Source organism: Flavobacterium antarcticum DSM 19726, assembly GCF_000419685.1.
In the GTDB taxonomy this organism is placed as follows: domain Bacteria; phylum Bacteroidota; class Bacteroidia; order Flavobacteriales; family Flavobacteriaceae; genus Flavobacterium; species Flavobacterium antarcticum.
Genome location: NZ_ATTM01000001.1, coordinates 218,938 through 244,662, shown reverse-complemented (window position 1 = coordinate 244,662; position 25,725 = coordinate 218,938). Strand labels below are relative to the sequence as shown.

General features: G+C 34.1%; 22 protein-coding genes. 6 read left to right on the top strand and 16 right to left on the bottom strand.

The annotated features are described in order from the left end of the window. Nucleotides 1-66: 66 nt before the first annotated feature. From queA to YWA_RS0101060, 11 genes are all read right to left on the bottom strand, one after another. Complete coding sequence (gene queA / locus YWA_RS0101115) at nucleotides 67-1,116, bottom strand: tRNA preQ1(34) S-adenosylmethionine ribosyltransferase-isomerase QueA (protein WP_022826654.1); 1,050 nt, start codon at nucleotides 1,114-1,116, stop codon at nucleotides 67-69. Nucleotides 1,117-1,328: 212 nt separating this feature from the next. Next, entirely contained in the window at nucleotides 1,329-2,624 is a 1,296-nt protein-coding gene (gene aroA, locus YWA_RS0101110) for a 3-phosphoshikimate 1-carboxyvinyltransferase (protein ID WP_022826653.1), read from the bottom strand. Then, nucleotides 2,621-2,821, bottom strand: a complete 201-nt coding sequence (locus YWA_RS0101105) for a hypothetical protein (RefSeq protein WP_022826652.1) — start codon at nucleotides 2,819-2,821, stop codon at nucleotides 2,621-2,623. The genes aroA and YWA_RS0101105 overlap by 4 nt, the downstream gene beginning before the upstream one ends. Before the next feature lie 223 nt (nucleotides 2,822-3,044). Further along, the gene (locus YWA_RS0101095) at nucleotides 3,045-3,371 is read right to left on the bottom strand and encodes a nucleotide pyrophosphohydrolase (protein ID WP_022826650.1); all 327 of its coding nucleotides are present in this window, start codon (nucleotides 3,369-3,371) and stop codon (nucleotides 3,045-3,047) included. A 2-nt stretch (nucleotides 3,372-3,373) separates the two neighbouring features. Next, nucleotides 3,374-5,323, bottom strand: coding sequence for a DUF3857 domain-containing protein (locus tag YWA_RS0101090; RefSeq protein ID WP_022826649.1), 1,950 nt, complete (start codon nucleotides 5,321-5,323; stop codon nucleotides 3,374-3,376). Between the two features lie 3 nt (nucleotides 5,324-5,326). After that, a complete protein-coding gene (locus YWA_RS0101085; RefSeq protein ID WP_022826648.1) occupies nucleotides 5,327-7,231 on the bottom strand; it encodes a DUF3857 domain-containing protein in 1,905 nt (634 codons plus the stop codon). Between the two features lie 139 nt (nucleotides 7,232-7,370). Beyond that, a complete protein-coding gene (locus YWA_RS0101080) occupies nucleotides 7,371-9,413 on the bottom strand; it encodes a DUF3857 domain-containing protein (protein ID WP_022826647.1) in 2,043 nt (680 codons plus the stop codon). 257 nt (nucleotides 9,414-9,670) lie between these two features. Continuing rightward, the gene (dtd, locus tag YWA_RS0101075; RefSeq protein ID WP_022826646.1) at nucleotides 9,671-10,123 is read right to left on the bottom strand and encodes a D-aminoacyl-tRNA deacylase; all 453 of its coding nucleotides are present in this window, start codon (nucleotides 10,121-10,123) and stop codon (nucleotides 9,671-9,673) included. Nucleotides 10,124-10,244: 121 nt separating this feature from the next. Continuing rightward, nucleotides 10,245-11,228 carry a ribosome small subunit-dependent GTPase A gene (gene rsgA, locus YWA_RS0101070; protein WP_022826645.1) on the bottom strand — a complete coding sequence of 328 codons (984 nt, stop codon included), beginning with the start codon at nucleotides 11,226-11,228 and terminating at the stop codon, nucleotides 10,245-10,247. Nucleotides 11,229-11,328: 100 nt separating this feature from the next. After that, entirely contained in the window at nucleotides 11,329-12,984 is a 1,656-nt protein-coding gene (locus YWA_RS0101065; protein ID WP_022826644.1) for a hypothetical protein, read from the bottom strand. Between the two features lie 93 nt (nucleotides 12,985-13,077). Next, on the bottom strand, nucleotides 13,078-14,160 hold the full coding sequence (locus YWA_RS0101060) for a bifunctional 3-deoxy-7-phosphoheptulonate synthase/chorismate mutase type II (RefSeq protein WP_022826643.1): 1,083 nt from the start codon (nucleotides 14,158-14,160) through the stop codon (nucleotides 13,078-13,080). Nucleotides 14,161-14,315: 155 nt separating this feature from the next. On the opposite strand from YWA_RS0101060, the gene gldA reads away from it, so the two are divergent. The 3 genes from gldA (at nucleotide 14,316) to YWA_RS0101045 (ending at nucleotide 16,304) form a co-directional block, all read left to right on the top strand. Next, nucleotides 14,316-15,212, top strand: a complete 897-nt coding sequence (gene gldA / locus YWA_RS0101055; protein WP_022826642.1) for a gliding motility-associated ABC transporter ATP-binding subunit GldA — start codon at nucleotides 14,316-14,318, stop codon at nucleotides 15,210-15,212. A 40-nt stretch (nucleotides 15,213-15,252) separates the two neighbouring features. Beyond that, nucleotides 15,253-15,753 (top strand): hypothetical protein, encoded by a 501-nt coding sequence (locus YWA_RS0101050; RefSeq protein WP_022826641.1) that lies wholly within the window; start codon nucleotides 15,253-15,255, stop codon nucleotides 15,751-15,753. Nucleotides 15,754-15,857: 104 nt separating this feature from the next. Continuing rightward, nucleotides 15,858-16,304: a hypothetical protein gene (locus YWA_RS0101045; RefSeq protein ID WP_022826640.1), complete on the top strand. Its 447-nt coding sequence runs from the start codon at nucleotides 15,858-15,860 to the stop codon at nucleotides 16,302-16,304. 112 nt (nucleotides 16,305-16,416) lie between these two features. Here the strand turns inward: YWA_RS0101045 and YWA_RS0101040 are convergent, their stop codons facing one another. Next, nucleotides 16,417-17,316, bottom strand: coding sequence for a T9SS-dependent choice-of-anchor J family protein (locus YWA_RS0101040; protein WP_022826639.1), 900 nt, complete (start codon nucleotides 17,314-17,316; stop codon nucleotides 16,417-16,419). 286 nt (nucleotides 17,317-17,602) lie between these two features. Here YWA_RS0101040 and metK point away from each other — a divergent pair, with 286 nt between their 5' ends. Further along, nucleotides 17,603-18,853: a methionine adenosyltransferase gene (metK, locus tag YWA_RS0101035; RefSeq protein ID WP_022826638.1), complete on the top strand. Its 1,251-nt coding sequence runs from the start codon at nucleotides 17,603-17,605 to the stop codon at nucleotides 18,851-18,853. 68 nt (nucleotides 18,854-18,921) lie between these two features. On the opposite strand, the gene YWA_RS0101030 is transcribed toward metK, so the two are convergent. From YWA_RS0101030 to YWA_RS0101015, 4 genes are read right to left on the bottom strand one after another with little or no spacing between them, the layout of a single operon-like run. Further along, nucleotides 18,922-19,269: a heavy-metal-associated domain-containing protein gene (locus tag YWA_RS0101030; RefSeq protein WP_022826637.1), complete on the bottom strand. Its 348-nt coding sequence runs from the start codon at nucleotides 19,267-19,269 to the stop codon at nucleotides 18,922-18,924. Between the two features lie 59 nt (nucleotides 19,270-19,328). Next, entirely contained in the window at nucleotides 19,329-19,601 is a 273-nt protein-coding gene (locus YWA_RS0101025; protein WP_022826636.1) for a hypothetical protein, read from the bottom strand. Nucleotides 19,602-19,605: 4 nt separating this feature from the next. Beyond that, nucleotides 19,606-22,323 (bottom strand): carboxypeptidase regulatory-like domain-containing protein, encoded by a 2,718-nt coding sequence (locus tag YWA_RS0101020; protein ID WP_022826635.1) that lies wholly within the window; start codon nucleotides 22,321-22,323, stop codon nucleotides 19,606-19,608. A gap of 18 nt (nucleotides 22,324-22,341) precedes the next feature. Further along, a complete protein-coding gene (locus YWA_RS0101015) occupies nucleotides 22,342-23,163 on the bottom strand; it encodes a GLPGLI family protein (RefSeq protein ID WP_022826634.1) in 822 nt (273 codons plus the stop codon). Between the two features lie 304 nt (nucleotides 23,164-23,467). Between YWA_RS0101015 and YWA_RS0101010 the strand changes: the two genes are divergently transcribed. After that, complete coding sequence (locus tag YWA_RS0101010; protein WP_022826633.1) at nucleotides 23,468-25,048, top strand: sensor histidine kinase; 1,581 nt, start codon at nucleotides 23,468-23,470, stop codon at nucleotides 25,046-25,048. Beyond that, nucleotides 25,038-25,718 carry a response regulator transcription factor gene (locus YWA_RS0101005; RefSeq protein WP_022826632.1) on the top strand — a complete coding sequence of 227 codons (681 nt, stop codon included), beginning with the start codon at nucleotides 25,038-25,040 and terminating at the stop codon, nucleotides 25,716-25,718. Before YWA_RS0101010 ends, YWA_RS0101005 begins: the two co-directional genes overlap by 11 nt. Nucleotides 25,719-25,725 lie beyond the last annotated feature (7 nt).

Here is a 25,725-nt window from a genome sequence, read left to right as displayed (position 1 = left end):
TTCAACTAGAAACAAAAAATCCCATCATTGCTGATGGGATTTTAATATTTATATAAAATTCGGTAATTAGATGATTAACATCGCGTCACCATATGAGTAGAATTTGTATCCTTCTTTGATTGCTTCAGCATACGCTTCCTTCATCAAATCATGTCCTGTAAAAGCAGAAACCATCATTAATAAAGTTGATTTTGGCGTATGGAAATTGGTAATCATACAATTAGCAATACTAAAATCGTGTGGAGGAAATAAAAATTTATTTGTCCAACCGTCAAACGTATTCAAGGTTCTCGCTGAAGAAACGGCACTTTCAACGGCTCTCATTGAAGTCGTTCCAACTGCACAAATACGTTTCTTTTTTATTTTCGCATTGTTCACGATGTCACAAGTTTCTTGCTTGATAATCAACTCTTCTGAATCCATTTTATGTTTCGATAAATCTTCTACCTCAACTGGATTAAAAGTTCCTAAGCCTACGTGAAGGGTTACTTCTGCAAAATCAACACCTTTAATCTCAAGACGTTTTAATAAATGTTTTGAAAAGTGCAAACCTGCAGTTGGTGCTGCAACCGCTCCTTCAACTTTTGCATAAATCGTCTGGTACCGTTCTTTATCTTCTGGTGTAACTTCACGGCTGATGTATTTAGGAATTGGAGTTTCTCCAAGTTCGGTCAATTTACTTCTGAATTCTTCGTAAGAACCGTCGTATAAAAAGCGTAATGTTCTACCTCGTGAAGTTGTATTGTCAATAACTTCAGCAACCAAAGAGTCGTCGTCGCCAAAATATAATTTATTTCCAATACGGATTTTACGAGCTGGATCTACTAAAACATCCCACAAACGTTGTTCCGCATTTAATTCTCTCAATAAAAACACTTCAATTCTAGCTCCTGTTTTTTCTTTGTTTCCAAATAAACGTGCTGGAAATACTTTCGTATTATTTAAAATTAATACATCACCTTCATCGAAATAATCGATAACGTCTTTGAACATTTTGTGCTCAATTGTCTTTTTTTCTCGGTTGATCACCATTAAACGAGATTCATCACGATTTTCTGCAGGATATTCTGCAAGAAGTTCTGTAGGTAAATTAAACTGGAACTGAGATAATTTCATAATAAGTATTAAAAGTAAAGTATGAAGATTTAAGTATCAACACGTAAGATTTTAAATCCTTATTTATTGACCTAATTGCAAAGATACGACTGTCAACTAGGCGTTGTCAAGTAAAACGAGGTTTATTTTCGTCATCCCTTATGTAGCAAGGGATTGCTTTCAAAATAAAAGCAGTAAAAACCCAATGTTGTGTTAAAATTAGCTTTATACATTTATTTTATTGAAATACCAATCCTCTTTAAATCTTCCCAAAAATCAGGATATGACTTAGAAACTACTTCAGCATCTTCAATTAGGAGCGAAGTTTTCAAAGCTAATGGGGCAAATGCCATTGCCATTCGGTGGTCTTGATAGGTTGCGATGGATACATTTTCAGAATAATCGAAATCTTTTGGAGCAGCTTTTAAAAGTAATGAATCAGCCGTTACAGAAATAGTTGCACCTAATTTAGAAAGTTCTGTTTTCAACGCTTCTAACCGATCCGTTTCTTTTATTTTCAGCGTATGCAAACCTGTCAATTCGCAGCCAAGTCCGAGTCCAAAACAAGTTACTGCAATGGTTTGGGCAATGTCTGGACAATTGTTTAAGTTGTATTTTAGTTGTACGTTGTCGGTTGTAGGTTGTAGGTTTTTGTTGGAATTGATATTGTAATTGACCTTTGAAATTGTAATCGTTTCATTGTGGTTGAAAATAGTTTCAACTCCAAAATCTTTATAAATTTCGACTAAGTTCGAATCTCCTTGCAAACTATCCCTTTTATAACTTGAAAGTGTAATTTGGGTTCCAATTGCGGAAAGTGCTACAATTGAATAAAAATAGGAAGCGGATGACCAGTCGGATTCAACCGTTATGGTTATAGGTTGTAATTTGTAGTTTGCAGGTTGTATCGTGATGGTTTTGTTTTCAAAAGAAGTTTCCACACCGATTTCTTTCAACAACGCCAGCGTCATTTTGATATACGACAACGAAGTGATTTCGCCTTTCAAATGCAATTGCAAACCGTTTTTTAATTTTGGAGCAATTAATAATAGAGCGGAAATAAACTGGCTGGACGTATTGGCTTCAAGCGAAACTTCCCTTTTTTGTAATTCCGTTCCTTTAATTCGTATTGGCGGAAAGCCCACTTTTTCTTCGTACGAAATTTGAGCACCTAAAGTATTTAAAGCTTCAACAAGAATATGAATCGGACGTTCTTTCATACGAGAAGAACCTGTGAGAATTACGTCATTATTGGGTTGAATAGCAAAATAGGCCGTTAGAAATCGCATGGCTGTTCCGGCGTGGTGCACATCTACAGTTATCGGTTGACCGTTATCAGTTGTCAGTCTTGAAATTTGTGATAATGCGTGAACCATGACTTCTGAATCATCAGAATTGGATGTGTTTTCTAAAGTTAAGTTTGGAAACAAAGCTTGAAGCAACAGCAATCGGTTGGTTTCTGATTTTGAACCGGTGATGCTAATTTCCGAGCTGGGTTTTATTTTAGAATGTTGTAAATGTACTTTCATGAATCTTTTTTCTTAAAACGGTTTCTGATCCACGGGAACACAAACACCTCAGCTAATCCCCACATGATGCCAAAGAAAATTGCTCCTTTAAAAATTTCCAAAGTCGAAGATTTAGACCCGGAAAAGGTCAGCAGGATTCCGTAGAACAGTCCCATTCCTAAAAACCCGATGATAAAAGTAGTTAATTTCGATTTCATTATGGTGACTATTGTTTGTCAACATTTTTATTGCGATTCAAATAAAACAACAGTACAGACATAAAAACAGATTGAAAACCCGCACGAAATAAGTACGAGTTGGAACACTTAGTTCCCCAATCAAAAACACACGTTTTATCGTCTTCCAGAATATAAAACATGCCGAAACTAACTAGCGTGGCGATTACAAAAATGATTAAAAAGCGTTTTAATTTTGAATTCATTACTTCAGTTTTTCGTTGTTTTTATGGCGGTCTTTGTCGCGGTTTGATTTCAATTCTAATTTTTTATCAAATGCTTCTTGCAAATTAATTCCCGTTTGATTTGCCAAACACAAAACTACAAAAACGACGTCCGCCAGCTCTTCGCCCAAATCTTTATTTTTATCGCTTTCTTTTTCAGATTGTTCGCCGTATCGTCGGGCGATGATTCGCGCTACTTCGCCTACTTCTTCCGTCAATTGAGCCATATTGGTCAATTCATTAAAATACCGAACGCCGTGTTCTTTAATCCAATTGTCAACGTCAAGTTGGGAGTTTTGTAAATCCATGGTTATATTTTTTTAAGTACAATTTTCTCTTTTTGTTTGTCTACCAGTTGGCCGAAAAAGCGTTTCAACGACGAATAATAATCAGCGGGAACGCCTGAATAATTAATTTCCATAACTACTGATAGTTGGATTTGATTACCCGTCGAAGCGATTAAGTACTTGAATGTACCTATGTTTTTTTCGACTGCAATGTTAATAGGTTGTGGCAACGATTCTATTTCATATCCTTCCGGAATCGCGATTGTAAAATTATAACGTTCTTGGTAAGGAAAAGAAAAATCAAGTGGGAAGTTTCGTGTTTCTAATTTAAATGGATTTACAGTTGACGTGTAAAACAACATCGGTGAAAAATACATTTTACCACCAATTCTTTCGGTCAAATTATCATTTTTAAATTCAAAAACCTCCACTACTGGTTGGTCTAAATCAGTGGCATTTGAAACTTCATACTTTTCAACTTGCAGTCCCGGATACCTGTTTTCCAATCGCTCTAAGTACGTCTCTTTTGACATCGACTGGTAATTTTCTCTGAAAACAAAACTTTTATAATCCACATATTGATCTCTGACAGATCCTGAAACCATTCCATCCGTGTCAATTTTAGCCATTACAGCAACTGCTTCTCTTGCATTTGTTTGCGGCATCAAGTCAATTTCCTTTGAAGTTTTATCTTCCCGAATCATTCTACCTGTCCAGTTCAAAGCGCGAATCGGAATAATATTTGGCATTGAATTTTTAGAAGTTGCATCTAATAAAATACCTTTATTATCCTCCAATTCAATTCCTGCAATTACATAATTAAAAGCACCACGCGTTGGAAAAAGTGAAATACCATTTGACCGAGTACTTACTAAGATAGGATTGGAATTTATTTTCGCATAACGCAACATGGCAACCAACATTAAATTAATATCAGCCACATTTCCCACTTTTTCAGCATAGGCTTTCTTCACACCTAAATCAGTATAGTAACCGTACTTTTCATTCCAATTCATTCGGTTTTTTACAAAGTTAAAAATCAACATGATTTTTTCATCGCGCGAAGCTATACCGTTTAACAGCACATCTATGTCTTTCTCAAAATAAGATTTCTTATTCAATTCATCGCCAAAATAATCCGACTCGTAAATGGTTTTTGCCACCGAAGCCCAGTCTGTAGCAAACGATTTAACTCCTTGTTCGGGGAAGTTGGTAGTCGCTAATTCGTATTGAATCATAGACGTATAATTGTCCATATTGTTTACATAAGGCTCTTCTTTTATCGCTTTTATATCTTTACCAGTGTATTGAATTTGTGAATTATTATAATTTTTAGTGAATGCAACGACCACTTTTTCTGGAGAAACTTTAATGTCTTCAAAACCTTTTAAAAACACTTGGTATTTAAAATATTCAGGAATAGTCACTTCATAAAACACATTATTTACAGGAATTTCATGTTGAAAATACCAATCGGGAAAATAAGTTGCATACGGTGTTTTCAAGGTGTATTTATATTCCACAATACTGCCTTCTTTCACATTAGGCAACGTGATTTTCTTTACGTTATAATTGTCGTTGATCTTCTCCTGAAATTCTCCATCACTCTTTAATTTCGTGCGTACCACTTTACCATCAACCAAATTAAAAGTCGCAGCATCATCAAAAAACAAGCGGATTGCTTGACCTCCTGTATAGTAGGGCACTTCTAAATTAGCATAACTATAACCGTCTTTTTTATAGATTTTTATTTTTGCTGTTACTTCGTTTACCAATACAAATCGACCTTCGGAAGTTAACTCAAAAAACACTTTACCGGTTTTGTGTAAATAAGCTGCGGATGCAGACGAATCAAGCGGATGCACTTTTTCAGCTAATTCTTCGACTGTAACACGATTCAAATTAAAATTTTGGCTAAAAGCCGCACTACAAAGTAGCAAAAGTGCGATTACTGAACTTATCTTTTGGGTCATAATTTAGGGTTTTTTAATCAATACTATTTTGGCATTATCCATTTTACCTATACTTTCAATAAATTTTCGAAAAGTATCGTACTCGTCCTTTTCGTAAAGTCCTGCATTTAATTGATAGGTTCTTTTATACTGCAAGGTATGATCAGCAGTCAAAATATATTCTGTTTTGTAGTGTCCAAATTTATTCTTTATTTCAAAAGGATCTGGCTTTGCTTCAACGGCATAATCGGACGGCAATTGAATGGTTATTTCATCATAATCAGCGAAACCACGATCTACTTCAAAGGGATTATTTCGAGTTCTGTACCGCTGTGGAACCGCTCTTAACGGATTGAAAGCATTTATGGAAAACATCATTCTACCGCCGCTGATCGTTGCATAATTTGCTGCTTGTAAAGAAATGGCTTCTTGAAATTCAACGTTCTCTTTGTCATTTGTGAAGTTGATTTTCTCTAAATTCAAATTGTTGATGTGCCAAAAGTAATTCTTGTAAAATTTCGTTCGCTCCTCAGCCGATTTTTCTTCATTGCCAAATTTACTGTCGTATTGTATTCCTCTAGAATTGATTGTTACCGAACCCTTCAATGTTCCTGCATTATCAATTGCAAAATTTCCGGAGCTAATCTGTGAATTTTTCTCCGCTATAAATTCATGTGTACGAATGATTTCTCCGCCTTCAGGTTTGATCATTAATGCCAGTCTATTGTCGGTAAAATCACCTTGAAAGCCAAAAGGCGTTACTTGACTCGTGCATTCCAACCATTGAATTTTACCCTCGACTGGCACACCCAAAATGACGTGATTCCCTTGCATAGAAACAAAATCGTCCTGCAAACTTCTGATTTCACTGCCGCCATAAATAACGGTATAATAAGAAGGAACTCCTACAATTTGTAAAAGTGAACGGGTATAATTTGTCAACGCTTTACAATCGCCATAGCCTAAACGGTCAACATCCTTTGCAAGCATCGGTTTCCATCCGCCAATTCCGAGTTGGATGCTTATATACCGCGTTTTGTCCTGAACGTATTGGTAAATTATTTTTGTAATTTTAAGCGGATCCTTTTCAATACCAACTAACTGCTTGATTTTATTCTGCGTTTCTAAAGGAAGTTCCGTCGTGTTTTTAAGAAGGCTTTCATGCATCCAAGACCCAAATGATTTCCAATCTGAAGCAACACCTTCCACTCCTTCAAGATTGAAAGCGGTCAAACCAAACAAGACGTGGGGAAAAAAGTTCTGGTACGATGGCGAATAATCTTCGTATTTATAGGGCGGAATTGCTGTTGCAGAAAATGTTATCGAATTAGCTGTTTCCTTTTTAATTATTTTGACTCCTGAATCAAAATTTAATTCTTTGTATTTAAACCCCAACTCAGGTAGATAGTTAATAGTTACAGAAGCCATTTCCACTCCAACATTTGTAGATTCTGAAGGATACCAAGAAGGAATAAATGCGGTATTTGAAGTTTCAACAACACTTTCAAAAACGATGGTAAAGGGATAAATTGTGGGTATATAGTCGAGATAAACCAATTTATTATCGGTAATTATGGAACCTTCTGAGATTGAAACTTCTTTAAAATCGCGGCGTTTCAATTTTTTTATTTCTGTTCCCTCTCTGTTTAAAATTACGGCTTCAATTGATTTTATCTTTGAAGAATTGTTAAAGTACTCACTCGCATCCATGTGACGCAATCCTTTATCATTCAGAACTGTTACTACACTTTTCGTAGAAACAGTCATGGCTTTTCGGGAGGAAATAATAACGTCTTTCTGTTTTAAACGAACAACAGCATTGGAGTTTTCAATTAAATCTTGAGAAATAATTGAAATATTATAATTTTCATTTTGAGAAAACAATACAGTTGAGGCGGCGATAAAAATCAGTGTAAAGAAGGACTTCATGGAACGTAAATTTATTCAAAAATATAATTTTTATTTAGAAATAATTAACAATTCATTCTTTATTTTTAGAATCCATTAGTAAGGTTATTCATGCTTAAGTTACTTACTGAATGTAATCTTCCTAAAGCTTCATTCAGACTCAAATCTTTTTAAGAACAATCTTCTCCATTTGTTTTTCTACAATTTGTTTATAAAAGTCTTTTAAAGAAGGATAATCAATTGGATTTACAATTGGAATTTCAAGATCATGTGTGATTGAAAGAAGAATTTGATTTCCATTAATTTGTGAAAGATATTTAAAACTAGCGCTATTGCTTTCCATTTTTACATGAGCAGAAGTTGGTATTGATTCTACCATATATCCTTCTGGAATTTCTATTACAATATTAAATTTGTCCTGAAATGGAAATCCGAAGTCTACGGGATACTCTCTTTTCTCTTGATCAAACGGATTTTTTTTTGAACCAAGAAAAAGCAGTGGGGAAACAAAAATTTTACCGCCTACGACATCAGAAAAATCACCTCCTGTAAAAGAAAAATTTTCTTGAATTGGCTCATAAATGTTCTGTTCATTATTACGTTCGTATGCAGAAATTTGAATTCTATCAAAGGTGTTTTCTAATTTTTCAAGGTATTGTTCGTCATTTAAGCCAACATATGCACTTCTGAAGATTTGGGCATTGTAGTCTGAATATATTTTTCTGATTTTTCCTGAAACGGATCCGTCTTGATCAATTTTATAAGTCAACGAAATTTTTTCTTTAGAAATTATTTTAGGCATTAAATCAATAGTTTCAGAAGAGCCATCGGCTCTGATTAATCTTCCAAACCAATTTAATGCTCGAAAAGGAATTTGATTTGGTAAAGAATATTTGTCCGAAGCATCTAAAAGCGTAATAATATCACCGTCTTCAACAGCGGTTATAACATAATTGTAAGCACTTTTATTCGGAAAAAAGGCGATTCCATTTGAGCGCGTACTTACCAAAACAGGTCTTGCGTTAAAACCTGCATTTTTTAGCATAGCAGTCAGCATCAAGTTAATTTCTGCACTATTACCCGTTTTTTGTTTGTAAGCTATTTTAACTCCCTCATTACAGTAATATCCATTATATTTATTCCAATTCATTCGTCCTTTTACAAATTCAAATATGGCTAATAATTTCTGATTCTTATCAGTAACATTTGATAAAACTGCATTCAAATCCTCTTCAAAATAATTTTTTTTATTAAGCTCGCCACCAAAATTTTCATCTTCGTAAATTGTTTTAACAATCGATTCCCAGTCAGTCGCATATGACTTTGGCGACATGTTTGGGAAATTTTGCGAAGCTAATTCGTGCATTACTGAAGAAGAATAATTTTCGATATTAGTTACAAATTCTTCATCCTTTGCCGCATCTATATTTTTTATAACATACTTTACCACGTTCGATTGAAACTCTATTTTATCATTTGAAAACGATGTTGAAACTTTAAGCGAACCGTTCCTTTGTTTAGCGTTAATAACAACTGAATTACTTTTAAATGATTTTGTAACTACAGGTGTCAGAAATCCTTTAAAAAAACTATTGTATTTATAATATTCTGGAATATCCGTTGTGTATTCTGAGTAATTAACCGGAATTTTATCTTGAAATTTCCATTCAGGAAAAGTGCCTATAAATGGAGATTCGATCGTATATCTATATTCAATTACTGACCCTTCCTTAACATTTGGCATTGTCATTTTTGAAAGGCCCCAAAATTTATTTTTCTTTTCCTTAAATTCTCCGTCGCTTTTTAACTTTGTTTTCTCAATTTTCCCATCGACAAGATTGTACGTAATCGCTTTTGAAAACCAAACTTGTTCTACAGGATTTGAACCAATATAAAATTCCACAGCTTTAGTAGCCCAATCATAACCTTCTTTTTTATAAATCTTGAGACGTGCCTCTACTTCGGTTACAATTGTAAATCCATCTTTATCCGTATATTTAAAATAGGTTTTTCCTTTATTATACAATAATGCCGCAATTGCCGAACTGTCTTTCGGATGCTCTTTTTCTTCTAACTCTTTCACCGAAACTTTTCCCAACTCAAATTCTTGTGCATTAACTGAAATAAAACCAAGCAGGATTCCAATAAAAAACATTTTTTTTAAAACGTTTGTCCCTACTTTTTTTGTGTTTAGATATTTCATAATATTGATTTTGATTTAATAGAAAAGCTGGCAAATTGTTTTTTCTAACTCCACCTCAAATACGCTTCACTTACCTATAAAAATGTATTGACAATAGAACATTTTTACTTCGAGAGCATATTCTAAGTTGGTTAAATTATTTTCCTTCTGCAGGAGATTCATTTTTTTGAAATGATACCAACTGCAATAACGAATCACACTAAAATTTGTGATAACAGCTTCAAAAATATAATTTTTATTTAGAAATAATTAACAATTCATTCTTTATTTTTAGAATCCATTAGTAAGGTTACAGGACCATCGTTTAATAACGCAACTTTCATATCCGCTCCAAAAGTGCCGGACTGAACAGGTTTACCTAAATCAATTTGAATTTGCTTTAAAAAAGCTTCGTATAAAGTAATAGATATTTCAGCTTTTGCAGCTTTAATGTAGGAAGGTCGGTTTCCTTTTTTTGTGGAAGCATGAAGTGTAAATTGACTGACCACGAGTATTTCGCCATCGGTATCTTTTACCGATTTATTCATTACTCCTTCTTCGTCAGCAAAAATCCGAAGGTTTGTGATTTTTGAACTCAACCATTGAATGTCTTCTAGAGCATCAGCATTTTCAATACCAATTAAAACAAGTAATCCCGATTGAATTTGAGCAGTAATTTGATTTTCAATAGTAACAGATGCAGAAGTAACGCGTTGAATTACAGCTTTCATTTACGAGATATTTGATTTAAGACTTATGATGTATGTTTATAAATTACGAATAGAAAACCATTTCAGCAATTTAAGTTCCATTGAATACTGAGCACTAAAAATCTGAACACTGACTACTTATTTACTCACTTTTTCTAGTATCATCGCTGGCTACTCTGTCGTCGTTGTAAATATCCGTTCGGTAATGATCGTCGTCGCCTTCTAAGATTTTGAGGTAACTTCGGTAACGCGACCAAGCGATTTCATCTTTTTCGAGTGCATTTTTTATAGCACAATGCGGTTCTTCTTTGTGCAAACAATTATTGAATTTACACTGGTCTTGTAGTTTAAAAAATTCAGGAAAATAGCCGCTGATTTCTGACGGTTCCATGTCAACCATTCCGAAACCTTTGATTCCAGGCGTGTCAATAATTCGAGCGTCAAAACTCAAATCATACATCTCGGCAAAAGTTGTAGTGTGTTGTCCTTGTTTACTCGCTTCTGAAATTACTTTCGTTTTTAGATGCAGCGAAGGCTCCATTGCATTTACTAAAGTAGATTTCCCTACTCCAGAATGGCCAGAAAACATACTCACTTTGCCAGTCATCAATTCCTTTAACTTTTCAACACCTTTCATTTCTGTTGAAGAAACTCGGAGGCATTCGTATCCTATTTGCTCATAAACATATTGCATGTACAACTGCTCATCCAATGTAGCTTCATCAAAGGTGTCTATTTTATTAAACACTAAAATAGTTTCAATTCCGTAGGCTTCCGCTGTAACCAAAAACCGATCGATAAAGTTGAAAGTCGTTGGAGGATTATTAATCGTAATCAATAAAAAAACACGATCAATATTTGACGCGATAATGTGCATTTGGTGCGATAAATTCACCGATTTCCGAACAATGTAATTCGTTCTTTCGTGAATTTTATGAATAGAACCCGTTACTTTATCCGAAGTTTCGTCAAGTTCATAATCCACATGGTCGCCAACGGCAATGGGATTTGTACTTTTAATTCCCTTCATCCGAAACTTACCTTTAATACGGCATTCAGTGAATTTACCATCCGAACCTTTAACGGTGTACCAACTTCCAGTAGATTTATAAACAATTCCAGTCATGGGGCAAAGGTAAAACTTATTCTTAATATAGTGTTAGTCGATTATTTCAAAAAAAGGTAAAAAAAAAAGACTGAAATAAATCAGTCCTTTTACTATTTTTTTAATCTTCAATAATCATTCTTCCAAGCTTATCTTTCTTTCTGCGAGAGGAATAAGTAATGTATTCTTTGCTCGTTTTTCTGTAATAAACGCCGGGCCTGATCACTAGTTCGTTTTTAATCGCTTCTTCAGGATCTTTACGCTCCATTGTTCCATTTTCGTTGAAGACAAACATAGAAGGAACGGCATTGTTATAATTACCCATTGATTTTATTTTCTCAATATCAGTAATTCCTTTGTTTTTAACATGGTCATTTATTACCACGCTTAACTTGTCGTCTGCATAAATTGGAATCGCACCCAAATATTCAGGTCCTTTTCCCAATTGTGCTAAAGGAATTGAAATTGCCATTCCAACACTAAATGATCCCGATTGGGCTCCAATAAAAAGATTAAATGACATGGTCGTCACAGAAGCAGTTTGCTCTTTTGGAATAACATTACTCCACTGAAGTGAACCGTCCGGATTTAAAGAAGTAACAATAATCTCATTTTTTATGTAAGTTACCGGTGTAAATGCCAAAGGTCCTATTCCTGAACTTTGTCCTACAACAATCATTTGGTATTCAGATAAAATAATTAATCCGCCGTCGTTTCTCTCAATAAGATTTGTGATGTTATACAATGGTTTCACATCCTTGCCCTTTTTAGCTCTTCGTTCCCCAATCAATTTAACTTTAGTAGGATAGTCAAACTCATTAAATTTAACTGGAGCTGCTGCATTTGAACTCATGTCAACTGAAGCATTGTAAACGCCTTTCAATTCTAAATTTGCTCTTCCGCTTTCGCGAACTTCGGAATAAAAGCCAACTAATTTCAATGTGTTTTTATTTGTTGAAATCATTTTACAATTAATAATTGAATTTCCTTTTAAATCGATGTTGACAATTTCTTTTTGGTAATTATTTGCTTTTTTAAAGGCAAAAATTTGAAATTTCTCCACGTGTTCTTTTTTCTTAGAATCACGGTAACTTTCATTAACAACTACAAATGCGTCGTTTTGAAAATTGAGTTCAAAGTCGGCAATGGTAAATTCAAAATCTTTTTTAGAAGAGTCATCAAACTGGACTTTTTCAACATTGGTAAAGATTGTTTGCAGTTTGTCGTCAAAAAGTTTGATTTCATATTTTACCGCATCTTCTTTTTTAAATAATGAAGTATGCATAATCAGTAAACTATTCTCGTCATTTGCTAATTTCATGTAAAAATTACCTCGCAAGGACTTTTTTTCAACCTCAGCACTAAATAATGTTGCACCTGTTTTACTTAAAATTCCTTTATCAGAAACTTCTGTTCCCACAAGATTGAAGATTTTTTCTTTTCTATTGTACGTACTTCCAATAGCGTATAATTTTCCATTGAGCAAATAAATATCTTCAAATTCAACTTCTTTTCCATTCAAATTAGGAATTACGATTGCATTTGAAGAAATCATTTTCATCGTCGAAGATTCGAAAATTTTGATGAAAAAATCATCTTTTTTAAGAGCGAGTGCGTAGATTTTATCATCATTTTCACCGATGATTTTGACAATTTTCTGACCATCGTCCGCTAATTCGTCTCCGTAGGTCAAGTTAATTTTGTCTAATTTATTCTGGGCGTAAAACCCTGAGGTTCCCAAAAGAAGGAAGGTTGCAACGAGTAATAGTCTCTTCATAAGTGTTTGTGTAAGATGGTTTTTTTTTAGGTTGCGATATTACAAAAAAACCATCTTTATAACACAATAATTTGAAGAATTTTTACTAAAAAACTATTTATTTATCACTTTCTCTTGATGACTGATACTTTCTTGGTGAATTGCTTTGAAAAAACTCAAGATAAATTCCTCACTCAATCCTTTCTGACTTCCCTCCTGTTTCATTCGGTCTAGAATTTCCATCCAACGCTGATTTTGCAATACAGAAATTTTATTGTCTTTCTTCAAATTACCAATGGCTTCCGAAATTTGCATTCGTTGGCCCATAATTTCTAAAAGCTTACTGTCTGAAGCATCAATTTTAGCACGAAGTTGGGCGATTTCTATTTTATAATTGGCGCTTTCACAGCTTTTATTTTTCACTTTTAATTCTTCGAAAATTTCTTTCAGTCGGTCTGGCGTGACTTGTTGAGCTGCATCACTCCAAGCATTATCAGGATCAATGTGGGTTTCAATCATTAAACCATCGTAATTCAAATCTAACGCTTGTTGCGAAATTTCGTGAATCAAATCGCGTCGACCTGCAATGTGCGATGGATCGCAAATTAAGGGTAATAAGGGAAAACGATTTTGCAAATCAATTGCCACTTGCCATTCCGGATTATTGCGGTATTTGGTTTTTTCATACACCGAAAATCCACGGTGAATAACGCCTAAGTTTTTAATTCCCGCACCATACAAACGTTCTACACCACCAATCCACAAACTTAAATCAGGATTGACAGGGTTTTTGACCAAAACAATTTTATCCGTGTTTTGCAACGCATCTGCAATTTCTTGCACCGCAAAAGGATTTACAGTAGTTCGAGCGCCAATCCACAAAACGTCGATGTCGTGTTCGAGCGCTAATTTTACGTGAGCTGCATTAGCCACTTCCACCGCCATTAACATTCCTGTTTCTGCTTTTGCTTTTTGGAGCCACTTTAAACCAATCGCGCCAACGCCTTCAAAACCTCCTGGTCTTGTGCGTGGTTTCCAAATCCCTGCTCTAAAGATAGACACATCTGAATCTTTTAATTCGCGTGCTATTTGTAAAACTTGTGCCTCGGTTTCGGCACTGCAAGGTCCTGCGAGAACTAATGGATGCGACAAATTTAAGTTGTCCAACCATTTTCTGTTTGCTGCTGTAATTTCCATGACACAAATGTAGCATTATTCTATTTTTAACAAATCAGAATATAGGGTTTTTTTAACAAATTTGGAATAATTTGTTCCATTTTTAGAAAAGTGAGATTAAAGCAGGATGTCTTTCGCAATTTAATTTTTGCTACTTTTGTTTCAAATCAAATCACATGTCAATAGAAGTTACAGCCCTTTCGAAAAGTTACGGAACCCAAAAAGCTTTGGACAACATTACATTCTCCATTAAACGCGGAGAAATCGTGGGATTTTTAGGGCCAAATGGTGCCGGAAAATCGACATTGATGAAAATTTTGACCACGTATATTAATGCGGATTCTGGTTCAGCATCTGTAAATGGTTTTGATGTTTCGACACAAGAACAATCGGTTCAGAAATCGGTGGGTTATTTGCCGGAGCACAATCCGTTGTATGTGGATTTGTATGTCAAAGAATATTTGGCTTTCAATGCCGATGTATATAAAGTGGCGAAAAGCAGGATTCAGGAAGTGATTGATTTAACGGGTTTGACGCCGGAGAGTCACAAAAAAATTGGGCAACTTTCTAAAGGATACCGTCAGCGAGTTGGTCTTGCGAATGCGTTGTTGCACAATCCAGATGTGTTGATTTTAGATGAACCTACAACGGGTTTGGACCCCAATCAGTTGGTTGAAATTCGTCAATTGATTAAGAATGTGGGGAAAGACAAGACGGTTTTTCTGTCCACACATATTATGCAAGAAGTGGAAGCGATTTGCGACCGTGTGATTATTATTGACAAAGGTGTGATCGTAACGGACAAGAAATTAAAACAAATCATGACCGATAAAGAACAAATTCTGGAAGTGGAATTTGATCATAAAATTGAAGAACAACTGATTGCGAAACTTCCGAACTTAACGGCTTATAAAAACATTCACGGCATGATCTGGGAACTGACTTTTGTTGCCGATAAAGACATGCGACCTGCAGTGTTTGATTTTGCTCAAGAAAATGGTTTGAAAACATTGCAGTTGAATCAGAAGAATAAGAATTTAGAGGCGGTGTTTAGGGAAATGACGGGGAAGTAATACGAAAAAATATTTACCTTTTCTTACAGGTGTTTTGCTAATGCTTTATTCTTGCAAACCAAATGACGAGCAAAAACAAAAAGATAAGATACTAAATCGTGAAAGTGATTTAGCTGTCGAATCAGTTTCGAGCGAAGATTTATATTTTAAAAGCGACAGTTTAACGGAATTTTTATCTTCTCAATTAGATAAAATTGCCACTGATTCAAAGTTTAAGATTGAGAAAACATTAACCGAAAACAGACATGTTGACAATCTAAAAGACACCCTTATTGAGCGGGCTTTTAAAAACACTAAATTAACATCTTATAAAGGAGTTGGCTACGAAGCAGTAATTGAAGCGTCAATTGAAAATAGTGATTTTAAATTAAATAATTATATTCAAGTTGGAACCAGTAAAAAGGTTGTTGAAAAATCTCTTGGAATAGTAATTCCAGATGAAATCTTGAAAATTGTAAAGTTTGAACAAACTACACAATTTAGTTTAAAGTTTGAAAACGGATATTTAAAAAAAATTGAGTTTGAAGGTTATCTTGATTAATATATTTTCTAACTCGCAATAGCCTCAAGTTGCTAGAACTTCAAAACAAATAAACAAACAAATCACCAATGACCAACATTATCTACACACGAGAACTACCCCTAATGAAAAAAATATTTGGAATCGTCTTAATGCTTGGCGGCGTTGGAATATTTATTACAAGTAATATGTTTTTCGGAATCATGATTACTGTTATTGGATTAAACATGTTAGTTACTGAAGGCACAGAAATCAATTTAGAAAACAAAACATACCGCAGTTTAAAATCAATTTTGGGAATTAATTTCGGAAAGTGGAAACCTTGTCCCGAATTTGAATATATTTCTGTGTTTAAAACCAAAGAAGGAACTGAAGTCTCAGCTTATGGCGCTACCATGGCCACTTTTAAAAATGACATCATCATGCTAAACTTATTCAGCAAAGGAAACAAGCATCTAACCGTATATAAAACAGAAGATAAAGCAGATGCTTTTAAAGTCGCCGAACATTTTAAGTTAGCCTTAGCTATTGATGTTTTGGATGCTACTCAAAAGGAAAGCGTTTGGATGTAATTGCGATAAGATTAACGCTAAAATTTACTTCTTGAAACCCTATTCTAAAACTGTGTACCAAAAAAAAGCCCAATTAAAATTGGGCTTCTTAAGTACTAAAGATAAAATCTTTTTAGTTTTTTACAATTTTAGTTGTTCCTTCTCCATTTGCAGTTGCAATTTTCAAGAAGTAAACACCTGCTGTAAGATCGCCAATGTTGATTGATTGAACAGCAGAATTAATTTGCTTAACAGTTCTTCCATTTACATCTACAATAGCTGCACTTGTAATTTCCAATTGGTTCGTGTTTGAAATATTGATTACATCAGTTGCTGGATTTGGGTATACTGCAAAGTTCGTTTTAAAGAAATTATCAGTTCCTAATACTTCAGCGGTAACTTTAAAATCGTCTACTGACAAACCGTATTGATCTTCAGAAACGCAGTTAATTGAGAAATAAACCGGCTGACCATTGAAAGAAGCTGGCACTGCATACGTGTACTGAGCCCATGTAGCAGTAGCAGGAGTTGTAATAATACCTGCAGATAATAATGTCACATTAGCGGTAGTATTACCAGCTGATATTCCAACTTTAAATTTCTCATTACCATATTCAGTCGAAACAGATTTCGCCCAGAATGATACAACATTTCCTGAAGTACCAAGATTAATCTGTGGAGAAATTAACCAGTCATTGTTGATTGCAACAGGACCTGGGGAGGCTTGTGACGCCATACAATTCATGCTCTTGTTTCCTGTTCTAGCAGTCCAATCACCCTCTGCAGAGGGTAGCAATGGAGGTGTTGTTGTAGTTGTATTAAAAACCATAAAAGACCGTACTGCAGCAGCATTATCAAAGCTTGTAGTTCCTATAAAATACGGATTGTTCAAATCAACATCAATCAGGGTCCACGCCCCAACATTAGAAATTGCAAAATCGGTGTACGTTTCAAATGAATCTTCAAAAATGGTAGTTTGAGCACTTAAACCAATTGAAGATAAAAACAATAAAGAAAGTAGTGTTTTTTTCATAATTAATTATTTTAGTTTAATCAAAAATAGTAAACTTTAGATTTATTCCAAGTCTTTAAAGCAACTTTAACAAGTTTGCTATGAACTAATATCTTAAACATTATGAAAATTGCTAGGTTGATTAAAAATACATTCTTTATCTTTGCAGTCTAAAATTTAGAGGAAAAATTTGACTGATTGCAACCTCTGATACTGAAAATAATTCAGTACTCAAAAAATGCTAAAGCAGAATCCCTTCTTTAGCCTGTCCTTGCAATTATTTTTTCTCTTTTAATATAAAATAATTATGGCTTATTTATTTACCTCAGAATCTGTTAGTGAAGGACATCCAGATAAAATTGCAGATCAAATTTCAGATGCATTAATCGATAATTTCTTAGCTTTTGATCCCAATTCAAAAGTTGCGTGCGAAACATTAGTGACTACAGGTCAAGTTATTTTGGCTGGTGAAGTAAAATCAAAAACATACTTGGACGTTCAAGAAATTGCACGAGAAGTAATCCGAAAAATCGGTTACAACAAAAGCGAATATATGTTTGATGCGAATTCATGCGGCATTCTTTCCGCAATTCACGAACAATCAAGCGACATCAACCAAGGTGTTGATAAGATAAATCCAGAAGACCAAGGTGCTGGAGATCAAGGAATGATGTTTGGTTACGCGACAAATGAAACCGAAGATTATATGCCTTTGGCGTTAGACCTTTCGCACAAACTATTACAGGAATTGGCGGTAATTCGTCGTGAAAATACTGAAATTACGTACTTACGACCGGATGCAAAATCGCAAGTTACTTTAGAGTACGACAACGACAACAAACCCGTTCGTATCGATGCGATTGTAATTTCAACACAACACGATGATTTTGATGAAGAATCAAAAATGTTGGCAAAAATTAAAAGTGATTTAGTGGGTATTTTAATTCCAAGAATCATTACGAACAATCCTCAATATGCACATTTATTCAATGATAAAATTGAATACCACATCAATCCTACAGGGAAATTTGTAATTGGTGGACCTCATGGGGACACGGGTTTAACGGGACGAAAAATAATTGTTGATACGTATGGTGGAAAAGGAGCTCACGGTGGTGGTGCTTTTTCTGGAAAAGACCCAAGTAAAGTAGACCGTTCTGCAGCTTATGCGACACGTCATATTGCTAAAAATTTAGTTGCCGCTGGAGTTGCTGATGAAATTTTAGTACAAGTTTCCTATGCAATTGGTGTAGCAAAACCTATGGGAATTTACGTGAACACGTATGGCACTTCTAAACTATCCATTACAGATGGTCAGATTGCTAAAAAAGTAGAAGAATTGTTTGACATGCGACCTTACTTCATCGAACAACGATTGAAATTAAGAAACCCAATTTATAGTGAAACTGCCGCTTATGGTCACATGGGAAGAACACCAAGAACCGTCACAAAAGAGTTTACAAATCCTTACGGAGACACAAAAACTGTTACCGTAGAGTTGTTCACTTGGGAGAAATTAGATTTCGTAGAGCAAGTGAAAACTGCTTTCGGCATCTAAAATATAATTCAAACTATACTGCATAAAAAAATCGGAAAGTAAATTTCCGATTTTTTTATACCTTGTAGTTATGCTTTCTTACAACAACCATCTAGTTTTTCGTACGATGCTCGATCTGCTTTCATTTCGTCCGCATCATAGCCCATTTTAGTGATTGCTACTTTAATTTCGTCTAGATTTGTTTTCTTTCCATTGTAATAAACGGTCAGCGTCATTGCTTTTTCATCCAATTCATACATTTTCAATCCTTTGATTTTATATAAATTCTCTTGGAAGTTTTGACCACAAGTTTCGCACGCTTTACAATGATCGCAATCAATGGTGGTCTGAATCACCGCTTTTTCGTTCTTGCTGTTTTGAGCAGAAAGTGTCAAAGAGAATAGTGCAAAGAATATAAGTAATAACGTATTTTTCATAATATTTTTTTTATGTAATTTTCAAATATAAAATTTTTAAATGAATGAGGCAAGTTTCACTAAAACTTGATGTAATTAAAAGCAAATATTACAAGTGAAATAACAATAAAAAAATAGAAAATATAATATTTCTTAGGATTGAATCGGCCGTCTTTCTTTTCTAAAATCATGATGTAAAAAAAAGAAGCAATACTTGTTAATGCTAAAAAAATAGTGGCAATCAATACAAGAAATGCATTTTCATCACCGATGAAATTTCGCAATATGATGATTAATAGAACACAGACAAACGGCACAAGTCTTAACCTTTTTTCAAGTTTTAAATTATTCATATTCTTACAAATTGTATTTCAAACTAAAAATAATATACCTCGGTTGAACGGTATATTGGGACGTTCGTGTTGAAAATTGAGAAAAACTATCGTCGTTTAGCGAAGTTGTATTTAATAAATTGGTCGCCGAAACCTTATACTCCCATTTGCTGTCTTTTTTCTGATAAATCATACTGGCGGAAAGGAAATCGTATTCATTGGTAACTGATTTGTTTTTGTTGTAATAATTATAAAACTCGTATTCTGCTACAAACGAGAAACTTTTCAAGAAAAAATAATCCAATTTAGCCGAAGGACTTTCAGTATAGAAAGTAGACCCTGCATATTCATTGATTGTGATGCTGTAACCTACTTCTAGATTGGGCAGATTCTTGTAGTTCGTCGATGCTTTCAAACTGTAATTCTGCGTAAAACTTTCATTGGTAAACAACGTTTCTAAGTTCGTTTGAAAATCTTTTCTGATGTTATTGTACTTACTCCAGTTTAAACGAGCATTTACAGAAGCTTTATAATTTCGAAGAAACGAGCGTCCGTAACTTCCAAAACCTGAAATATTTTCATCTGCAAAAGCTGAATTATAAGGAGACGAGGTTTGATTTACGTTATCAAACGAAGCTTTCGTTTTTACGGCATCCATCGTTCTTGAATAATTAATTCCTGCATAAATATTTTCAAAATTGAATAAGTTGAATTTTCTGTAAAACAAACTATGTGTTTGCGCAATTGCATTTTCTAAAGTTCTATTCCCGCTAGAAAGACTGTTGTAATTATTGAAAACATATCCTTCTGCAAGTTGATTGATGTCGGTAAAATTATTTGTAAAAGCAAAGTTATACGTCAAAGATTCTGATTTTTTAATTTGGTAAATCGCCAAGAAATCAGGTAAAATTCTGTTGAAAGAAGCTTTGAAATCGGTGCCTTTCTGCGAATTATTCAATTGGTAATTGTGAATCGAAACTCCGGGAGTCAACGTGAATTTTCCCGTCAAAATTTTATAATGCAACCCTACGAAAGCATCATTAAACCGGTAATCTACCTCGTTGAAATTTTCAGGATTCGTCAATGGATTAATAGTTTCATTGTCTAAAACTTGGAAAATGGACGAATTAAAATTTTGATACGAATACGTATTTCCAAGTGTTACATTAATGTTGCTTTTTGGCGTAATCATGTAATAGTAATCAATTTTAGTATCTAATTTATTAGTTTTCACAAAACGCTCTTGATTGATGTCGTTTCTGTTTTGACCAGCGGTGTAACCCGATAAGTCAAAAGGTTGACTTGCTAAATTTGCGTTGTAAAATGGATCTTCCTCTTGAAATAAATATTGGCTTTCAACTGCAATAATGTGTTTTGGCGAAGCCGTATAATACAAACTCAAATTCTGATTTACGGAAATTGGCGCTTGATTTTTTGCTGTGAAGATCGATTCTGAATTGGAATTATTCATCACAACCGTTTCTCTTAATAACGAACTGTACTCGTCTTGTTTGGATAATTTAGTCAAAATATCGTAGTCAAACTGCAAATTTGTGTTGGGTTTGTACGAAGAACTGAATTTTATTAAACCCAATTTATTTTCTTGTAATCCCGTTTCACTTCGGTTTTCAGTCGAAGCAATTGCGTCTGAATTGGGCAATAAGAAATTCGTTGTAGATACCGTTTCTGTATCCGTTAATGATTTTGAAAAAATTCCAAAACCACTCAACGTCCACGTTTTTGTAGGATTGTACGAGAAGTTGAATGCGCCAAAATTGGTTTCAATTTCCTTCGCACGATTGTTTCTAATCAATGAAATTCCCAATCCATTAGAACCCACATTAAACGACGAACCACCTTTCGCCATCATACTACGAAAGCCACCGGTAAATTTAAAATAATCCTGAGCGGTAAGTGGCAATTCGCCAATGTTATTGAAATTCGTAATTAAATTAATGCTGTATTTGGGACTGTAATAAAATAATTTTGGGTTCACATTGTAGCGTTCTTCATCGTGTCCTACTCCAATTCCTGCCGTAACATCACCAAACCAAAAATTCTTTTTACCGTCTTTCAGTTTGATGTTCATCGCAATATTATCCTGGTTATTTTCAACACCTTTCAGAATTGAATTTTCATTATAGTTTCGCAATACTTGTACTTTATCCACTGCATCGGCCGGAATATTTTTGATTCCAAGCTTGGTGTCACCGTCAAAAAAATCCTTTCCATCAATCATTAATTTCTGGACTTTCTTTCCTTCCACTTCCACTTCTCCATCTGCATTTACTTGAACTCCGGGGAGTTTTTTAAGAATGTCTTCCAACTTACGTTCCGTTCCTGTTTTAAAAGAATCGGCATTGTATACAATTGTGTCGCCTTTGATGGAAACGGGCATTTCACGTACCACTTCTACACCGTCAAGTTCCATTCCTTCGGCAAGAACAATAATTTTAGTACTATTTTCAGTACCTGTGGTGATATTTTCTTCAAAAGTGGCGTAGCCAATGTAACTCACTTTGATTGTATAAGGCGTATTTGGTTTCAAGGAAAGCTGAAATTTTCCTTTATCATTGGTAATGGAATAACCGTCCATCGCTTTTGTTTGTTGGTTTACTGCCATGACATTTGCCATTTCTAAACCAATTTTTGTATTATCAGTCACCACTCCTTCAAGCCTGATGGTTTGTGAAATTGCACTGTACGAAACGATAATAAATAGTAGTGAGAATAATTGCTTCATCTATTTTATATTGATTTATTAATTCATGTGGATTTCAATAACGCCATCTTTATTGGTCATTTTCTCCATCTGCTTTTTTATTAGACTATCAAATTCCTTTTTTGTTACTCTTTTTCCTCTTTTTGGAATTTTAATTTCTGTTTTGTTTTTTGGATTCAAAATAATTTTAGAACATAAAACAATTGTATCATTAAAACTTGCTTCCAAAATCAAACCTGGCAAACCCCATAACTCACCTGGACCTTGACTAATAGGGATTTCTGGCGTGTACCAAACCGTTGTGATTTGTTCCCTTGGTTCAATAACTGTAAAAAAAGAAGTTTTAGAAGTTTCTTGTTTTTCTTTCTGTTTTTCATATTCGTCTACATCTTCTTTGGTTACTTTCTTCACACTTACCGCTTTGTAGCAGGTATAATTACCAATTTTCTTAGTTTCGTTTTGCAATTCCCAATTGTAAACTTTTAGCGAATCGACAATTAGAAATTCTTTTCCAAAAAACTCTTTCTCTTCAAGTTTTAGTTTACTTTTCACATTCTTGTACGTCACTTCATCATCACTAGAACCCGAAGTCCGCATCGAAAGCCCTTTAGATGGAATGTCTAATTTTACCTCCTCCTGATAAGTTGATTCATATTTATTAAAGTTCAGAATAAATGTTTTTTCAAATTGCTTTTTCAAGTCTTCCATGACTTCCTTCAAAATTTGGTCGTTCATATCCTTGCTTTCAATTTTCATATCTTTCAAGTTCTGTTTGGACTCATAAACCGCAACTCCGTGAAATTCCTGTCCATAAAATGTAGCCGAAGCCAATAACACCAATGTAATAATCAATCTGTTCATAATATATTTCTTTTAAGGTTAATCTTCTTTTTTTTGGAGCTTAATCCCGCCAACGTTTCAAGTCCCAATACTCTTAAACCCTGAGATTACTGGGCGCTTTCCACTCATATCGGGGCTAGCTTCGCCGTCTGAATCTTCTAGCTTGTACTAATCTTTTTGTATTTCAACTTTTAGTCACTAACTCAAATAACGGTATGCTGAACAACAAAGCAAATAAAGAGGTTTTATATTGAGATTTGGGTTAATGAAAGTTAACGATTGTTAACACCACCATATTTCTAATTTTCCGCCTTACTTTTGAAAAATGAAATCCAAAAATTACAAATACATTCTCACATTAATCACGCTAACCGTATTTGCAACAATTGGGTTACAAATTTTTTGGAACATAAAAAATTATAGAGAGAATAAAAGCCAACTAATTAAAGAAGTACAAACTGCTTTTGACAACAGCATTGAATACTATTATGTAGAAGATTCCAAAAATGATTTCATGGCTTTTATCGGAGATGAATCTGAAAATATAGATGAGGATTTTTTTGATAAAATTAAATTAGATACCGTTTTTGAGAAAATTAAAAAATCTAAATTTGATGTAAACACAGGTGCTAGAACAAATAATTCTGATAGCTTAAAATATAAAACTGATGGTATAAAGATTACGTCCATCGAAATTAAGAGTGATCATAAAACCGACCTAAAATCAGCTGATTTAGATAGTTCGAAAAGTGATGTTTCAAACCTGCTGCTACAAACTAAAAACTTTTTGAATGGAAAACCTGATAAAATCAAATCTATTAAGGTTTTAAAAGGAAAAAAAGCAACAGATAGTATTTCAAAGCTTAAAAATCTTGTCAACAAAGTTATATTTTCAGTGGTAAAGGATTCCATTGAATTTAAAAAAGTGAGTATAGCACTCGATAAAGAATTAGTTCGAAAAAATATAAATGTAGTTTACAGCTTTCAACATTTTAAAGCAGACACGCTGTTCGCTGAGTTTAGAAATAATAAAAAGGCAGATTTACCTTTGTCAGCAGTTTCTGGAAGCACGTATTTGCCTTCGGAACAAAAATTACAAATCTCATTTTCTGATCCTACAATTTTACTTTTAAAAAGAAGTATAACAAAAATTATTCTTTCATTATTACTTTCATTATCAATCATTTTCTGTCTACTTTATCTCTTAAGAACAATCAACAAGCAGAAAAAAATTGATGAAATTAAGAACGATTTGATTAGCAATATCACACACGAATTTAAAACACCAATCACCACAATTTCAACCGCAATTGAAGGAATTAAAAATTTCAACGCAATTGACGATAAGGAAAAAACCAATCGCTATTTAGATATTTCCACACAGCAACTCAATAAATTAGCAATCATGGTGGAAAAATTGCTTGAAACTGCTTCTTTAAATACGGACCAATTGATACTTAATAAAGAGCAATTAAATATTGTGGAGCTCATTAAATCCAATATTGAAAAGCACCAAATGGCTTCTGAAAAGAAAATTCATTTCACATCAAATCAAGAGATTATTAATTGTGAAGTAGATGCCTTTCATTTTGAAAATGCAATTTCCAACTTACTTGACAATGCCATAAAATACGGCGGTTCGAACATTTCAATTGATTTAATTCAAAGTGCTAAGCAACTAGAAATAGCAGTCGAAGACAATGGAATGGGAATCGATAAAACACAACAAGAAAAGATTTTTGACCAATTTTACCGTATTCCAAAAGGAAATATTCACGATGTAAAAGGTTTCGGAATTGGTCTTTTTTACGCTAAAAAAATCATTGAGAAACACGGAGGGACTTTAGAATTAGTTCCCAATTTGTCTACAACCACTTTCAAAATCACGCTGAACAATGCCAACTAAAATCAAAATACTTTTAGCCGAAGACGAACCAGCATTGGCTTTAATCATCAAAGAAAGCTTGGAAACCAGAAACTTTGAAGTCACGCATTGTGTCAATGGTGAACATGCATTCGATTTATTCTCAAAACAGAAATTTGATATTTTAGTATTGGATGTGATGATGCCTAAAAAAGACGGTTTTTCTGTGGCAAAAGATGTTCGGAAAATGGACAAGAACATTCCAATTATTTTTCTAACAGCGAAATCGCAAACCCAAGATGTTGTGGAAGGTTTTAATGCTGGTGGAAACGATTACCTCAAGAAACCATTCAGTATGGAAGAATTAATTGTCAGAATCCACTCTCTTTTAGGCCGAATTAATTCCGATAAAACAGCAGAAAAAAGCATTCTCGGTAAGTATTCTTTTAGCTTCACAAAACAAACATTACATTTTTCCGATCTCATTATTACACTCACACATCGCGAAGCAGAATTGCTCCAACTTTTAATTGAAAATAAAAATGAAATCCTAGATCGATCCATCGTGCTTAAAAAAATCTGGGGAAACGATGATTTTTTCAACGGCAGAAGTATGGATGTTTTCATTACAAAATTGCGTAAAAAACTAAACCTTGACCCAAACATTCAAATAATAAATGTTCGCGGTCAAGGCTATAAATTAATTTGCTAACGGTAAA